Annotated in this window: 15 protein-coding genes; 13 read left to right on the top strand and 2 right to left on the bottom strand. The window is 57.6% G+C overall.

Annotated elements, in window-relative coordinates; genetic code table 11:
* Position 1: 1 nt before the first annotated feature.
* The gene (locus GT003_RS14885; protein WP_161699035.1) at positions 2-1,762 is read left to right on the top strand and encodes a glycoside hydrolase family 2 protein; all 1,761 of its coding nucleotides are present in this window, start codon (positions 2-4) and stop codon (positions 1,760-1,762) included.
* Positions 1,763-1,919: 157 nt separating this feature from the next.
* Here the strand turns inward: GT003_RS14885 and GT003_RS14880 are convergent, their stop codons facing one another.
* Complete coding sequence (locus GT003_RS14880) at positions 1,920-2,159, bottom strand: hypothetical protein (protein ID WP_161699033.1); 240 nt, start codon at positions 2,157-2,159, stop codon at positions 1,920-1,922.
* A gap of 267 nt (positions 2,160-2,426) precedes the next feature.
* Here GT003_RS14880 and GT003_RS14875 point away from each other — a divergent pair, with 267 nt between their 5' ends.
* The 9 genes from GT003_RS14875 (at position 2,427) to GT003_RS14835 (ending at position 9,410) form a co-directional block, all read left to right on the top strand.
* Positions 2,427-3,215: an ABC transporter permease gene (locus GT003_RS14875; RefSeq protein WP_161699031.1), complete on the top strand. Its 789-nt coding sequence runs from the start codon at positions 2,427-2,429 to the stop codon at positions 3,213-3,215.
* Between the two features lie 19 nt (positions 3,216-3,234).
* A complete protein-coding gene (locus GT003_RS14870; RefSeq protein WP_161699029.1) occupies positions 3,235-4,023 on the top strand; it encodes an ABC transporter permease in 789 nt (262 codons plus the stop codon).
* Complete coding sequence (locus tag GT003_RS14865; protein WP_161699027.1) at positions 4,023-5,000, top strand: ABC transporter ATP-binding protein; 978 nt, start codon at positions 4,023-4,025, stop codon at positions 4,998-5,000. Before GT003_RS14870 ends, GT003_RS14865 begins: the two co-directional genes overlap by 1 nt.
* 445 nt (positions 5,001-5,445) lie before the next feature.
* The gene (locus tag GT003_RS14860) at positions 5,446-5,838 is read left to right on the top strand and encodes a Fur family transcriptional regulator (RefSeq protein WP_161699025.1); all 393 of its coding nucleotides are present in this window, start codon (positions 5,446-5,448) and stop codon (positions 5,836-5,838) included.
* Entirely contained in the window at positions 5,817-6,542 is a 726-nt protein-coding gene (locus tag GT003_RS14855) for a winged helix-turn-helix transcriptional regulator (RefSeq protein ID WP_161699023.1), read from the top strand. The genes GT003_RS14860 and GT003_RS14855 overlap by 22 nt, the downstream gene beginning before the upstream one ends.
* Positions 6,543-6,760: 218 nt before the next feature.
* Positions 6,761-7,720: a thioredoxin-disulfide reductase gene (gene trxB, locus GT003_RS14850; RefSeq protein WP_161699021.1), complete on the top strand. Its 960-nt coding sequence runs from the start codon at positions 6,761-6,763 to the stop codon at positions 7,718-7,720.
* A gap of 30 nt (positions 7,721-7,750) precedes the next feature.
* Complete coding sequence (locus GT003_RS14845) at positions 7,751-7,999, top strand: glutaredoxin family protein (protein WP_161699019.1); 249 nt, start codon at positions 7,751-7,753, stop codon at positions 7,997-7,999.
* Between the two features lie 103 nt (positions 8,000-8,102).
* Positions 8,103-8,666 (top strand): peroxiredoxin, encoded by a 564-nt coding sequence (locus tag GT003_RS14840; protein ID WP_161699017.1) that lies wholly within the window; start codon positions 8,103-8,105, stop codon positions 8,664-8,666.
* Positions 8,667-8,729: 63 nt separating this feature from the next.
* Positions 8,730-9,410, top strand: a complete 681-nt coding sequence (locus tag GT003_RS14835) for a hypothetical protein (protein WP_161699015.1) — start codon at positions 8,730-8,732, stop codon at positions 9,408-9,410.
* On the opposite strand, the gene GT003_RS14830 is transcribed toward GT003_RS14835, so the two are convergent.
* Positions 9,350-9,748, bottom strand: a complete 399-nt coding sequence (locus GT003_RS14830) for a GNAT family N-acetyltransferase (protein ID WP_161699013.1) — start codon at positions 9,746-9,748, stop codon at positions 9,350-9,352. The genes GT003_RS14835 and GT003_RS14830 overlap by 61 nt on opposite strands.
* A gap of 251 nt (positions 9,749-9,999) precedes the next feature.
* Here GT003_RS14830 and GT003_RS14825 point away from each other — a divergent pair, with 251 nt between their 5' ends.
* From GT003_RS14825 to GT003_RS14815, 3 genes are all read left to right on the top strand, one after another.
* The gene (locus tag GT003_RS14825) at positions 10,000-11,625 is read left to right on the top strand and encodes a response regulator transcription factor (RefSeq protein WP_161699011.1); all 1,626 of its coding nucleotides are present in this window, start codon (positions 10,000-10,002) and stop codon (positions 11,623-11,625) included.
* Positions 11,618-13,414 (top strand): sensor histidine kinase, encoded by a 1,797-nt coding sequence (locus GT003_RS14820; protein WP_161699009.1) that lies wholly within the window; start codon positions 11,618-11,620, stop codon positions 13,412-13,414. Before GT003_RS14825 ends, GT003_RS14820 begins: the two co-directional genes overlap by 8 nt.
* 712 nt (positions 13,415-14,126) lie before the next feature.
* Positions 14,127-14,984: a class II fructose-bisphosphate aldolase gene (locus tag GT003_RS14815; RefSeq protein WP_161699006.1), complete on the top strand. Its 858-nt coding sequence runs from the start codon at positions 14,127-14,129 to the stop codon at positions 14,982-14,984.
* The last annotated feature ends 49 nt before the right edge of the window (positions 14,985-15,033 follow it).

Raw genomic sequence — 15,033 nt, 5'->3', positions numbered from 1 at the left:
TATGACTGAGCAGCTTCGTGCGGAGCATCCGTACCCGCAATTCATGCGTAACGAGTGGGTGAATTTGAACGGTGAATGGGAATTCGAATTCGACGACGACAATGCCGGCGCCAAGGCTGGCTGGCATGCGGGAACGCAGGCGTTCTCGAAGCGCATTCAAGTGCCTTTTGCGTACCAAAGCAAGCTGAGCGGCATCGGCGATCCAGGCTTCCACGATACGGTATGGTACCGCACGGAGCTTCGCGTCCCTGCAGACTTCGCAGGCAAGCGGGTGCTGCTGCATTTCGGCGCCGTCGATTACGAGGCTTCGGTATGGGTGAACGGCGCGCTCGTCGCGCAGCATGAAGGCGGCCACACGCCGTTCCGCGCCGACATTACGGATGCGCTGCAAGCCGAAGGCAACGTGCTCGTGGTGAAAGCCGTCGATTACGGCAAGGACGTTACGATTCCACGCGGCAAGCAATATTGGGAAGAACAGTCCGCAAGCATCTTCTATACGCGGACGACGGGGATTTGGCAGACGGTCTGGCTGGAGGCCGTATCGAGCGTGCATCTGGACAAGGTCAAGCTGACGCCGGATATCGATCGCAAAGAGATTCGCGTGACGGCTTTCGTGAAGGGCGCGGCGGCCGGATCGCAAGTTCGGGTAAAGGCGGAGATCACGTTTAACGGCAAGCCGGTCTCGGAGGACGTCTTCGCGCTGAGAAGCGGCAGTCCTTCCGCGACGCGCGCCATCCGCATCGATGATTTCAACGACCACGGCCTAGGCGGCTGGTGGAGCCCGGAGAACCCGAATCTCTACGATGTCACGTTCACGCTTCTCGAAGGCGAAGAGGTCCGCGACGTGGTCAGCAGCTATTTCGGCATGAGGAAAGTCTCGATCGAAAGCGGCAAGCTGTGCTTGAACAACCGGCCTTACTACTTGCGCATGGTGCTGGATCAGGGGTACTTCCCTGACGGCAACCTGACGCCTCCGAGCGACGAGGCGATCAAGCGGGATGTGGAGCTGACGAAGGCCATGGGCTTCAACGGCGCGCGCAAGCATCAGAAGCTCGAGGATCCGCGTTACCTTTATTGGTGCGATAAGCTCGGCGTGGCCGTGTGGAGCGAGGCGGCGAACGCGTACGAGTACTCGGACGAATATGTACGCCGGTTTACGAATGAATGGCTGGAATCGGTCGAGCGCGACTACAACCATCCGTCGATCGTCGCCTGGGTGCCGATCAACGAGAGCTGGGGCGTGCCGGACATTCAGCTGAACAAGCTGCAGCAGCAGCATGCGCTGGCCATGTACCACATGACCAAGTCGCTGGACGAGATGCGTCCGGTCATCTCCAACGACGGCTGGGAGCTGGTCACGACGGATCTGTTCAACATTCACGATTACGAAGGACGGCGCGAGGTGCTGATGGATCGCTACAGCACGGCAGAGAAAGCCGTAAGCGCGATGCCGGCGAACCGCGTGCTGGCGGTGGAAGGCTTCCCGTACGCGGGCCAGCCGATTCTCATCTCCGAGTTCGGCGGCATCTCCTACAAGAAGAGCGACTGGGAAGGCTGGGGCTACACCAGCGCCAGCGACGACGAGGATTTCATCAAGCGTCTGCGCGACGTCGTGCAGCCGATGTATCTGGCGGGCGTCGTGCAAGGCTTCTGCTACACGCAGCTCACCGACGTCGAGCAGGAGATCAACGGCCTGCTGACGTACGACCGCGTGCCGAAGCTGCCGCTCGAGACGATCAAGGCGATCGTGGAAGGAAAATAATAGCAAGTATTAGTCTGGTAATAGCAAGTAATAGCTGGTAGTAGCAAATAATAGTCAGAGCATGCACAAGGGCAGTCGACATTATGTCGGCAGCCCTTTGTTTATGTCCGTATGAGCGTCGTCTATCTTCGTTGCTCCGTTTGAAGATGCTATTTCTTTAATCCGAAGTCTGGTTTTTCTCATTTCCGTGCTTGAAATTCCCCGTTACCTTCGCCATGACGAGCTGGGTTTCTTTATGATCCTTATTCGATATGCGCTGCAGGAATTTATCGCTTTCCTTCCCCGCCAGTATGGTGACTTGCTTCCCCATCCAGTAAATAAATACTTTATTGTCTTTCGTGATTCTGTACGTGAAGACTTCCTCGCTGAGTCGATTCCGTTTATCGGTGCTGCTCATAGAAACACACGTCCGATCGCTTGAAATGGCAGCATGAACCAAGAAACACCGCTGCCTTTATTTATATTCGAGAATGGCCTAAATCGATCCTCCCTGTGCGAGAAAACCGGATGCTGCGCATGGCGGAACCGTTGTGAAGCTTGAGCCCGGCGATCTGCCAGCCGCCCTATTAACCATTGACAGAGTTACAAACCTAGCAGTATATTCGTTTGGTAAAATATCTCAAATTTTCAAATTCGGTCTCTGCTGGAGGAAGGAGGAGGCAAAATGAATGCATACTTGGCGCTGACATGGATGAGCTTCAAGAACAGGAAGGTCTACAAGCTGAACGTCTTCTTCCGCGTCTGCAGCTCGGTCCTGCTCATCGTCGTGCTGCGGGAAATATGGACGGCCGTCTATGGCAGCGGCGCCTCCGGCCTGACCGTAACGCTGGCGGACATGCTCACCTACTCCGTCATTGCCAGCATCATCCGGACGCTCATCCCATCCGACTTTCATTACGACATCTCGCAGCGGGTACAGACCGGGGACATCGTGCTTGATCTGCAGAAGCCGTGGAGCTATCTGGCGATGACTTTCTTTCGTACGCTGGCCGACCTGCTGTTCGGATTGGTCTATGTCGTCATCCCGATCGCGGCCGCCTCGCTGCTGCTGTTCCCGATCGGCGTACCGACAGGGGCGCAGGCAGTCTGGTTCGTGCTAAGCGGCTTGCTCGGCTATGGCATCGCGTTCTCGCTGACCTTCCTCGTCGGACTGCTGGCGTTCTTGTTTACGGAGGTCGGCGGCTTCGGGATGATCAAGTCGACGATTCTCGAGATTTGCTCGGGCGCGATGATTCCGCTCTGGCTGTTCCCGGCCGGCGCCGCGAAGGTGCTGGAGCTGCTGCCGTTCCAAGGGGTGTTCAGCATTCCGATCTCCATCTATATCGGCAAGCTGCAGGGAGCGGCGATGTGGCACGGACTTGAGCTGCAGCTGATCTGGGCCGCCTCGCTGCTCGCCTTGGCGCAGGTGCTGTTAGTGGTATTCAATCGACTCTTAGTAACGACGGGCGGGTGAGGGCACGATGTTCGCGCATATGAAAATTTACCTGCGGCTGCAGGCGGCCAACCTTCGCGCCCGGGCGATGTATCCGCTCAATTTCACGCTTATTCTCGTCTCGGTCGCGTTCTTCGGCATGACGAACATCATTCTGACCTGGGTGCTGACGCAGAAGGTGCCGATCATCGCAGGCTGGAACTTGTACCAGATCGTGTTCGTCATGTCGCTTTGGCGATTCAGTCACGGCTTCTTCATTACCTTCTCCCAGCAAATCTGGAATTTGGAATATCTCGTCCGCGAAGGCGTCATGGACCGCTTCCTCGTGCGGCCGCTGAATCCCATGTTCCAATTCTTCGCCATGCGGATCCAGATCTACGGCTTCGGCGATCTGCTGGCGGGTATCGGCGGACTCGTCTACGCTGCTCCGCATATCGGCCATTGGAATGTGCAAAAGCTTCTGCTGTTGGTCGTCGTCGTGCTTAGCGGCGCGGTTATCGAGTGGGCGCTCATGACCTTGCTCGGCGTCTCGGCCTTCTGGACGCTGCAGTCGGGCGGCCTGATGGGACTGCTCGATACGCTGCTCGACCAGTTCTCGCGATTCCCGCTGTCCGTCTACGGCCGACCGGTTCAAATCGTATTGTCGTTCGTGCTGCCGATCTCCTTCATGGCCTTCTATCCGTCGTATATCTTCATGGACGGGATGGAAGGACCGCCGTTCTCTTCGGTGCTCGTGTACGCGTCGCCGGCGGTGGCTGCGGGACTGGCGTGGCTGGCTTATTACGTATGGCGCAAAGGTTTAAATGCGTATCAGGGGGCGGGGTCGTAATGGCTGTCATCGAGGTGAACCATCTTATACGCGATTTCAAAATCGGCGGCGGCGGGGGCGGCTCGCTGCGGCTGCTCCATCGGCTGCTGGGCAGATCGAAGACGTTGAAGCGGGTCGTCGACGACATCAGCTTCACGATCGAGGAGGGCGACTTCGTCGGGTATCTCGGACCGAACGGGGCGGGCAAGTCGACGACGATCAAAATGCTGTCCGGCGTGCTCGTGCCGACGGCAGGCATCGTCCGGGTGCTGGGGCTGGAGCCGTTCAGGCATCGCAAGGCCAACGCCGGATCGATCGGCGTCGTGTTCGGGCAGCGCACGCAGCTATGGTGGGACTTGCCCCTGCGCGATTCCTTCAAGCTGCTCGGTGCCGTTTACCGGGTCGAGCCCGAGCGGCTGCAGCGGAATATCGCTTTATTCACGGAGCTGCTGGACATGGGCGGGTTCCTCGATACGCCGGTCCGCCAGCTCAGCCTGGGCCAGCGGATGCGCGGCGATATCGCGGCGTCGCTGCTGCATGATCCGAAGATTTTGTTTCTCGACGAACCGACGATCGGGTTGGATATCGTGGCCAAGGAAAACATTCAGCAGTTCTTGAAGCAGATCAACCGGGAGAAGAAAGTGACGGTCATTCTGACGACGCATAACCTGGACGATATTGAACGGCTGTGCAAACGGGTGATCTTCATCGATAAAGGCCGGGTGTTGTTCGACGGCAGCGCCGAAGGCATGACGGAGCGCTTCGGCGGGCAGCGGTACCTGGTGCTGGATACGGAGCATTTCGACGAGCGAACCTGGGACGGGCCGCCGATCGCTCGCCGCGAGGACAACCAGCTGTGGTTCTCGATCCACGACGACAAGGAGATCGCCTCCATGGTCGCAGCCGCGAGCGAACGCGTTGCGGTGCATAACTTGACCGTCAAGGAGCCGCGGATCGAGGATATCATTAAACAGCTGTATGCGCTGGGGGAAGCTTGAGGGCCGGACGCGGCTCCCGATCTATTATTAGAAGCTGAAGCACTCGCGACAGACCGTCATGGACGGAAAGTCACGGGTTGAAGACCGCCGGGCATAAGCCTCGCGGTCTTTTACTAGTTGCAGCGTCGTAAGGCTGGTTCCGTTAGGCGTGTCGGGCTTGACTAGACGAGTGCGTTTTAGGTAAACTTAAACTAAGTCTAAATCATATATTGAAGAGCGAAGATTTAAGACCGAAGACCGAAGACCGAAGACCGAAGACCGAAGACCGAAGACCGAAGACCGAAGACCGAAGACCGAAGACCGAAGACCGAAGACCGAAGATAGGAAACGGCAGTGGAATGTAAATGTTGAATGGAATGTACTTCCTTTCGAATGAGCGTGATGGTTCTAAAAGGAACGTACTTACTCTAAAAGGAACGTACTTACTATAGAAGGAGGAGCCTCTATGTCCCGTCATATGTTAACCGCGCCGAGGAAGATGATTTTCGATATCGTCACGGAATCTCACGATCATCCGACCGCGTCGGACATCATTGACCGTCTGAAGGAGCAGGGAAGCAGCGTCGCATATGCCACGGTCTACAACTCCCTGCGCTATCTCACCGAACAAGGACTCATTCGCGAGCTGAAGCTCGAGAAGGATGCCAGCCGTTACGATTCGCGCACCGAGGACCATCAGCATATCGTCTGCACCTCCTGCGGGAAGGTAAGCGAGGTCATGACGGCTTCGCCGAAAGAGTGGCTGCGGCATATCGAGGAAGAGACGGGCTATACGATCACGGAGGAACAAATGCTGTTCAAAGGAGTGTGCGCGGCATGTCGGACCTCGGAAGCCTAAACAGCGTTCAAAATGGGCAGGCGCCTCCGTTTCCGGATGGGGCGTTCTGCGATACGACGCGAAGAATCGTGATCGTCAGTCCGTTTCCGGCACGGCTGCAGGAGCTTACGGCTGCGCTCATGGCCCGCTGCTACGACGTGCTGACGTTCCATAACGCGAAGGAGCCGATTCTGCCGCTGCTGGAGAACGACTTGTTCGTCATCGACCGGACATGGGGCGCGGACGAAACGCTGGACGGAGAGACGGTACGGGCCTCGGATTGCTTGTACTTGGTCGGCGAGGCGACCCCGGCGCCCGGCCCGGAAGGACGCACACTGCTCTGGCCGTCCCCGATCGATGCGGCGCTCGCGACGATCGAAGCGCTAGCGGGCCAAAGCAAGCCCGCGTCCGCGGAGGCCTCCGCCGACCGGCTCCGCTTCAAGGACGTGGAGATGGACCCGAAGCGCATGACCGTGCAGCGCGGCGGCGCGAAGATCGAGCTCACCAAGACGGAATTCGACCTGCTTCGCGTTCTCCTGTCATCCGACGGCAGTGTGCTTACGCGCCAGGACATCATGGCTGCTATCTGGGGCGATGCCTACTTCGGCGGGAGCAACTCGGTCGACGTGCATGTGAAGAGCCTGCGGCAGAAGCTCGGCGACGACCCGAAGCGGCCGGCCTACATCGCGACCGTTCGCGGGGTGGGGTATCGGAAAGCGGAGTAACAGATTCAAGGCGAGCATCGCGACCGCAGGGTCGGTCGGGTGCGTCGCCTTTTTTGTTTCCGTCCGTTCAACGCGGCTTCATCAAACCTTTATCATCTCTTCATCAACCCTTTATGAAGCCTTCATCATACCTTCATGCAAGCCGTGCGCATGGATGGTATGATTTTTTCAACGCCAATATTTAAACTAAATCTAAATATAAAACGGAGGAAATCATCATGCGCAAAACGATTATCGTAGGAACCGGGCCCGCGGGGCTGACGGCCGCTATCTATCTGGCCCGGGCGAACCTGAACCCGCTTATCATCGAAGGACCGGAGCCCGGCGGGCAACTGACGACGACGACGGAGGTCGAGAATTTCCCGGGCTTCCCGGACGGCATCCTCGGTCCGGACTTGATGGATAACATGCGCAAGCAAGCCGAACGCTTCGGCGCCGAATTCAGGACGGGCTGGGTAACTGGCATCGATACCTCCAAGCGTCCGTTCACGCTGCAAGTCGAAGGACAGGGCGAGCTGCAAGCCGAGACGCTGATCATCTCGACCGGCGCTTCCGCCAAGTACTTGGGTATTCCGGGCGAGCGGGAGAACGTTGGACGGGGCGTCAGCACCTGCGCCACCTGCGACGGCTTCTTCTATCGCGGGAAGAAAATCATCGTGGTCGGCGGCGGCGACTCCGCCATGGAGGAAGCGAACTTCCTCACCCGTTTCGCGTCCGAGGTCGTCGTCGTTAACCGCCGCGCCGAGCTTCGCGCTTCTAAGATCATGCAGAATCGTGCGCGCGACAACGGCAAAATCAGCTGGGCGCTTAACCGGACGCCGCTCGAGGTCGTCGCGGACGATGCCGGCCTGAAGGGGCTGCGCGTACTGAACAACGAAACCGGCGAAGAAGAGCTGCTGGCGACGGACGGCATCTTCATCGCCATCGGCCATTCGCCGAATACGAAGTTTCTCGGCGGTCAATTGACGACGGACGATCATGGTTATCTGGCCGTGAATCCGGGCACGACCGAAACCAATGTTCCGGGCATCTTCGCCTGCGGCGACGTGCAGGACAGCCGGTACCGCCAAGCGATCAGCGCCGCCGGAACGGGCTGCATGGCCGCGCTCGACTGCGAGCGTTTCCTCGAGGCGAATGAAATCCATGAAGCAGCGGAAGCTGAAGCCGCGTCCGTTTAATGTGTAAAACAACCTAAGGAGGCAACGAACATGTCCACTACCAACCCCGTTATTATATACACGAGCACGCATTGCAATTACTGCAAGCAGGTCAAGTCGTTCCTAAGCGACCGCGGCGTGACCTACGAAGAACGCAATATCGACCTGAACGACCAGTACGGCGAAGAGCTGTGGAATACGGGCCTGCGTTCCGTACCCGTGACGGTCGTCGGAGAGCGCAGCATTCTTGGCTTTAATCAAGTGGAGCTGAATCGCGCGCTCGCCGAATGGCAATCCTAATTCTTGATTGCCTGCCAGTTAACCCAATCCGGAACGAATCGGCAAAACGCCAATACGGGAACCATTCCCATACACCATAACAATCAGGAGGACTACATTAATCATGACTACATCCCCAACGACCGTTTATCCTTTCGCTAAAGTCGGCTTGCCCGCGCCGGATTTCAAGCTGCCTTCGACCAAAAATTTGGACACGCTCGACGAAACCGTGTCGCTCTCCGATTACCGCGGCAAATGGCTCGTGCTTTTCTTCTGGCCATACGACTTCACGTTCGTCTGCCCGACCGAGATCATCGGCTTCAGCAGCAGCAGCGAGCAATTCAAGGCGCTGAACTGCGACATCGTCGGCGCGTCCGTGGACAGCGTGTACACGCATAAAGCCTGGATCGAGACGCCGATCGACCAGAACGGCATCGGTCCGATCCAATTCCCGATCGCGTCGGACTTCACCAAGGAGACGGCGCATGCCTACGGCATCTTGAACGAGGAAGGCGCGGCTAATCGCGGCCTGTTCATCATCGATCCCGAGGGCATCCTGCGTTACCAGGTCGTCACGGACATGAACGTCGGCCGCAGCGTCGACGAGACGATCCGCGTGCTCCAAGCGCTTCAATCGGGCGGACTGTGCCCGGTCAACTGGAAGCCGGGAGACAAAACGCTGGGCTAACGCCGGCGAAAATTGTGGCTGGAGCGTCGCGGCTGGAGACTCGATGCGGCGCCGCAGTTAGGTTTGGAAAGAACGAACTGCCGAGGCCATGATTGCCTCGGCAGTTCTGTTTTTGGCCGCGTAGGGCTGCACGTGGCGCTGGCTGCTGGTTTGGTGCTGTCCGATGCGCGCGAGGCGCGAAAAGCTGCGCTACAGCACAAATTCGGCGCGGCTGGGCTACCCGAGGCGGAAAAAGCTGCTATACAGCATAATTTCAGCGCGAATGGGCCGCCCGAGGCGGGAAAAGCTGCTGTACAGCAGAAATTCAGCGCGACTGGGCCACCCGAGGCGTTAAAAGCTGCGTCACAGCACAAATTCGGCCCGGAAGAGCCGCCCAAGGCGCGAAAAGCTGCGCCACAGCACAAATTCAGCGCGAAAGGACCGCTCGAGCGGCAAAAAGCTGCGTCACAGCACAAATTTAGCGCGGCTGGGCCGCCCAAGACGCGAAAAACTGCACCACAGCACAAAATCAGCGCGAAAGGACCGCCCGAGGGGCAAAAAGCTGCGCTACAGCACAAATTCAGCGCGGATGGGCCGCCCGAGGCGCGAAAAGCTGCGCTACAGCACAAATGCAAAAGCCGGGATGGAACAGGCAAACCTGTCCATCCCGGCTTTCTTTTGGCTCCAAAGCAAGTGCCCGAATCTCATTTCCCCCGCGGTATCAGAAAGGCATTCTCCGCCTTCTTGAAGCCGATCCGCGGATAATACTCCATGGCGGCCGGCGCGGACAGCAGCACCATGGACACCTCGTCCCCCAAGTGATCGCGCATCCGGGCGATCAGCTCGGTTCCGACGCCGGACTTCTGGTAATCGAGATGGACCGCCAGATCCGATAAGTAGCAGCAATAAGAGAAATCCGTCACCGCTCTTGCGATGCCGATCAATTGCTCGTTCTCCCACGCGGAGACGGTGGCATCCGCATGATCGATCATGCGCTGGATTCGCTCGAGATCATCGACGGGACGCTTCATCCCGGCGCTTCGAAATACATCCGATACGTCTTGGGCGCGAAGCGGCGCGTTCATTTTATATACGATTGTCATTGCGGCACCTCCAGAGACAGGGATATGGGTTTCAACCATCATATCCATAAAGCGGCAGGATGGGAAGACGGGATAAACCCGCCCCAGCAGTCCCCCAGGCAGCTCAACGAATCGATGCATCCGGGTCGATCATGTCCCCAACTTTCGAAAAGAAGATAGAATCCCCTCTATAAAAGCCAAGATCTACTCCTTGTGCAGGGCCGTCCCGCGTTATATGATGGCGGAAACAAAAGGGAAAAGGCGGGGGCGCGATGCTGGTTCTGATCGTTGACGATGAATGGGAGATCCGCGAAGGGCTGCGCCGGAATTTTTCTTGGGGAGATTACGGAATCGCCGAGGTCATCACCGCCGACGACGGCGACACGGCGCTCGAATTGGCCAGGCTGCGCAGGCCCGATCTGATCTTGACGGATATCCGCATGAAGCGGATGTCGGGGCTCGAGTTGATCGAGCACTATACGGCCGAACGGGACGGCGGCTGGAAAGCGATCGTCATCAGCGGGTACGACGATTTCGAGATGGTCCGCAGCGCGATGAAGCTCGGCGCGATGGATTATCTGCTCAAGCCGATCAATACGGCGGAGCTCGGCGACATTTTGACGAGAACGATCGATCAGCTGCAGAAGGAGAAGCGCGACCGCGACAACGAGATGCTGCTCCAATCGCATGTGCAGAACGCGCTGCCGAAGATGCGCGAGGAAGTGCTGCGCGAGCTGGTCGAATTCAAATACAATGCCTACCGCGAGACGAGAATCGCGCATCGGCTCCGCACGCTGGAGTTGGATTGGCTGCTCGAGGATCGGCTTTCGCTTCTGCTGATCGAGGTCGACGACCTGAAAGCGGTCGAGAACCGCAATGAACGGAGCCTCATCTTGTTCGGCATCGGCAATGTCGTGCGCCAAACGCTGGAGGAGGACTGCGCCTACCGTTCCGTGCTCTACGCCGATGCCAAGAATCGCTGGGTGCTGCTGCTGGACTGCCCGGATGCGGCCAGGCTGGAGGCGTACAAGGAGCTAGGCCAGCTGAGCATCCGCCGCATCAATCAATTCGTCAAGGTGAATGTGAGCGCGGCGCTCTGTTCGACGACGGATTGTGCAAGCGGTCTCAATGCGATGTATACGGAAACCGAGGAGATTTTGGAACAGAAGGCCGTCTACGGCGGCAACCGCCTGCTCACGGGATTGGGCTGGGAGAGCGAGGCGGAGCAGGAAAATCCTTCGATCCGGCAGCCGGCGGAGGTGCTCGACCTGATCCGCTACGGAACGGACGACGAGATCCGGGCGGCGATGGAGCCGTTCGTGGAGATGGTCCAATGCTGGTCGTTCACGCAGATTCGGGACATTCAGCAGCGGATCTTCGAATGGCTCCTCGACGTGTTCAAGAAAGCGTGGCAGCACGGATGGACGGACCGGACCTGGGAGCGGAACCCGATGGCGGTCTGGGAGCGGCTGGAACAGTACGATACGCTGGAGTCGCTGAAGGAGCAGGCGGAGCAGTTCCTGCTGACCGTGGCCGCGGGCTTCCGCACGCAGAGCGTCTCGCCGTGCCAAATCATCCAGGGCGCGGAGAAATTCATCCGGATTCGCTACGCGGACGGGCTGACTTTGCAAAGCGTGGCCGAAGAAGTACATGTGACGCCGGTTTGGCTGAGCAAGCTGTTCAAGAAAGAAACCGGCAAGACATTTCTCGAATACTTGACCGACATTCGAATGGAGAGGGCGAAACGGATGCTCGAAGAAGTGCAGTTCAAAATCTACGAAGTGTCTTCGGAGGTCGGCTACAAGGACCCGGTTCATTTTACGAAGCTGTTCAAGAAACAAACGGGCCATACGCCGAAGGAGTACCGCAGGCTGAGGGGAATCGCGGGCAATGAATAGCCCCGTCTCGCTGCGCCTTGCGCCCTCGCTTCGGAACCGGATGATATTGATCTTCTTCATGATCATTATCGTCCCTTTTTTATTGTTCGCGTACTACGCGCATATCAAGGCCATCGAAGGCATCTCGAACGCCAACATGACCGCGTCCGTCAATTATTTGCAGCAGTCGAAGGGGAATTTCGAGAACTATCTGGAGTCGCTGAACGATCAGATCAACGATCTCATCGGCAATAAGCAGCTGCAGAGCCTGTTGTCCCGACCCCCGGAGAGCGCCGCGGAGGAAGATGCGTTCACGCTTAGCCTGATCAGTCTCATCTATCAGAAGACGGCGTCCGTCGATGCGTTCCGTTTCCACGTATACCCGATCGATCCGTCCAAATACGCGGATTACATGAGCACGATCGGCGAACCGGTAGACGTCGAGCACGAGTCGTGGTTTCGCAAATCGCTCGTCACGGTCAGTCCGACCTGGCGGCTGTCGATGCCGGAGGAAGGGAATTACCAGCGGCCGCTGCTGACGTATATCAAGCGCTTCTCCGGCCTGTACGACCAGGTGCCGCGCGGCATCATCGCCACGGATCTGTCGGAGGACCAGCTCAAGCGGTTCTTCTCCCCGAGCGGGAAAATGACCGATCAGAAGGTGCTGCTGCTCGACGAGGAAGGAAAGGTCATCTACGATTCCCACGCGAACGCTTGGACGGGCTATCCGTTTCCATCCGGCAGGTTTATCCGGCAGACGGCCTCGGGCGCGCAGGGCTCCCAGACCGTCACGATCGACGGCAGCAAATATCTGGCCACTTACGTGCGGATGGACAGCTATCCGTGGACGATCGCGAGCTTGACGCCGCTGAGCGAACTGACGGGTACGATCGCGGAGATCAACCGGCTGCTCGTGATCTTCCTGATCGTTTATTTGGTCTGCTGCATCGGCGTGGTGTTCTACATTACCACGTATTTCACCCAGCCGATCGTCCGGCTCGTCCGCTACATGCGGCGGCTGGAAGAGGGCAATCTGCAGCAGATCATTCCGCATTCGGCGCGAAAGGACGAGGTCGGCTGGCTGTACCGGGGCTACGGCAGCCTGATCCGCAGGATCGAAGGGCTGATCGCGGACGCGTCGCGGGCGGAGCGGCAGAAGAAAGAGCTGGAGTTCCAGGTGCTGAGCCACCAGATCAACCCGCATTTTCTGTACAACACGCTGGAGTCGATCCGTTGGAAGGCGGAGAACCACGGCCGAAGCGAGATCAGCGAGATGGTGTCCGCGCTCGGCAATCTGCTGCGGCTAAGCTTGAACCAAGGCAAGGAAATCACGACGCTGGGCCGCGAGATCGAGCAGGTCAAGGCGTACGTGCAAATCGAACAGGCGCGGATGGGCCGCACGATTCGGATCCTCTATTCGGTCGACGGCGAGCTGAAGGACGTGCCGTTCCTGCGCCTGCTGCTGCAGCCGCTCGTCGAGAACGCGATCCAGCACAGCATCCGCGACAACTTCGACCAAGGCAAGATTCTGCTGAGCGCCCGCCGGGAAGGAGACGAGCTGATCGTCGATCTCGTCGACAACGGCAGCGGCATCCCGATGGACGTGATCGAGAAGCTGGAGCAGAATTCGGATCCGAACGGCAAATCGGCGGAAGGCGCCAAAGGCGTCGGCCTGCGCAACGTCAACGACCGGCTGAAGCTGTATTTTGGCGACAACTGCAAGCTGCACATCGAGACGTCGTCCGAAGGGACGCGCATCTCGCTGCGGCATCCGATTCTGAAGGACGGGGAGCTGGGGCAGGGAGCGTAAGGCACGGCATGGCGATTGCGGGTGAGACGCAATGGCGCAGACGTGCGGAGGGAAGGGGTTCGTTCCAAGCCTTGATGGCTTTGGAATGGGCTCTTTTTTTTGCGGGAGCGGGTTTAGTGGACGCCGGGAGGCACGTCGCGGGTTCTCTCCTCCTCCTCCTCCTCCTCCCGAGAAGAAGGGGCTTGAATTGTAATAAGTGCAAATATGCACTTAATATCAGCGAAATCGGCGTTCTAGATGAAATAAGTGCATAGGTGCACTTATTTCTGCGAGTACACGCCAAATAGTCGCTTCTTAGCCGAAATAATTGCAGATTTGCACGTATTTCAGGATATAAGTCAAAAATGCGGGAAATAGTTGCAGATATGCACTTATTTCATCTACGAGGCAGTCGCAAACTCCATTCAGACCGGAATACCTGGAGTAGAGTAAAGGTGGCGAGACGTATGGCAGGCGACCAACCGGGACAAATTAGGATGAAAACGATAATGGGAATCTGCGCCATTCTTATACGGGACAGGAGCGAAAACGCGCGGCTTTCGGAGTTTTGCGCTGCCGTATCGCAAAATTTTTCGACAAATTGTCGATTGATCGTGGAATTTCGAGGGCGGACAAGTTGACGGAGAACGTCAAATGCGAGATGATAAGCTGTATGGGTCGGCACGCAGTTGCATGGCTATAGAAAGTAAAATAGGCGTAGGAGGCTGTACTGATGGCATTGGAATCGATGAAAGGCATGCTGGATAAAGCACTTAAAGAAGGTTACGCTGTAGGCCAGTTCAACATCAACAACTTGGAGTGGACGCAAGCGATCCTGGCTGCGGCTGAATCCGAGAAATCCCCGGTTATCCTGGGCGTATCCGAAGGCGCGGCTCGTTATATGGGCGGCTTCAAAGTCGTTACGGCAATCGTTGGCTCCCTGATCGAAGAAATGAAAGTGACCGTACCGGTCGCGATTCACCTCGACCACGGTTCCAGCGTAGAAAAATGCAAAGAAGCGATCGACGCGGGCTTCACGTCCGTCATGATCGATGCTTCGCACGGTCCTTTCGAAGATAACATCCGCATCACGAGCGAAGTCGTCGCTTACGCGCACGAGCGCGGCATTTCCGTTGAAGCCGAGCTGGGAACGGTCGGCGGACAAGAAGATGACGTAGTCGCTGACGGCGTTATCTATGCGGATCCGAAAGAATGCAAAGAACTCGTTGACCGCACGGGCATCGACTGCTTGGCACCGGCTCTGGGCTCCGTTCACGGTCCTTACAAAGGCCTGCCTAACCTGGGCTTCAAAGAAATGGAAGAAATTTGCCAAACTGCAGGCGTACCGCTCGTTCTTCACGGCGGCACAGGTATCCCTACGGAGCAAATCAAGAAATCGATCTCCCTCGGCACGGCGAAAATCAACGTCAACACCGAGAACCAAATCGAGTTCACGAAAGCCGTTCGCGCCGTATTGGCCAAGAACGACGAAGTATACGATCCGCGTAAATTCCTTACGCCAGGCCGCGATGCGATCAAAGCGACCGTCGTAGGCAAAATGCGCGAGTTCGGTTCTTCGAACAAAGCGTAATAACCGCGCACACGCCGCATCCGCGGCGGAGTCGCATCACATAAACAGC

The sequence above is a fragment of the Paenibacillus sacheonensis genome (genome assembly GCF_009909195.1).
Lineage (GTDB): Bacteria > Bacillota > Bacilli > Paenibacillales > Paenibacillaceae > Paenibacillus_Z > Paenibacillus_Z sacheonensis.
Note: the sequence above shows the minus strand (reverse complement) of the source record. Positions and strands in the feature narration are given on the sequence as shown.